The sequence below is a fragment of the Pseudomonas psychrophila genome, from assembly GCF_001043005.1.
Classification (GTDB): Bacteria; Pseudomonadota; Gammaproteobacteria; order Pseudomonadales; family Pseudomonadaceae; genus Aquipseudomonas; species Aquipseudomonas psychrophila.
This window is the reverse complement of sequence record NZ_JYKZ01000079.1, coordinates 1-613: the sequence shown is the minus strand read 5'-3', so window position 1 is coordinate 613 and position 613 is coordinate 1. Positions and strand designations below refer to the sequence as shown.

Genomic DNA, 613 nt, shown 5'->3' with positions numbered 1-613 from the left:
GAACGAGGACGGCGTGCGCCTAAGCCAGATAGCCCTGGAACAGCACCAGAGCGACTGTCGTCAGGCCAGCGGCAGCAGCGATCAACCGAGCTTGAGCTGCGGCCATTTCTTGACCCTCGGCGAGCACCCGTACAGCGCCTGGAATGCACCATGGTTGCTGACTCGCATCCACCACGAAGGCAAGCAGCCGCAGGCGCTGCAAGAGCAGGCAGCCAGCCTGTTTATCGAGCATGCGCTGGCGTTCAGCCAAGGCTATCGCAATCAGTTTTTCGCCATCCCCGAAACCGTGCCCTACCGCTCGCCCAGGGTGTTCGCCAAGCCGCAGATTCATGGCAGCCAAACCGCTCGCGTCACCGGCCCGGCGGGCCAGGAAGTCCACAGCGATCAATTCGGCAGGGTCAAAGTCCGTTTTCACTGGGACCGCAGCGGGATTGATGATGACACGAGCAGTTGCTGGTTACGTGTCGCCTCAAGTTGGGCGGGTGACAACTATGGGGCGCTGACCATTCCCCGGATCGGGATGGAAGTGCTGGTCAGCTACCTGGAGGGTGATATTGATCAGCCAGTGATATCCGGCTGCCTGGTGTCGAGCATCACCCCGTCGCCGCTCAAA

At 61.3% G+C, this 613-nt stretch carries 1 protein-coding gene; it reads left to right on the top strand.

Annotation, left to right across the window (positions count from 1 at the left end):
- Positions 1-13 precede the first annotated feature (13 nt).
- Positions 14-613 (top strand): type VI secretion system tip protein TssI/VgrG (gene tssI, locus TU76_RS24170; protein ID WP_338109572.1); only part of this gene is annotated, 600 nt, incomplete at its 3' end.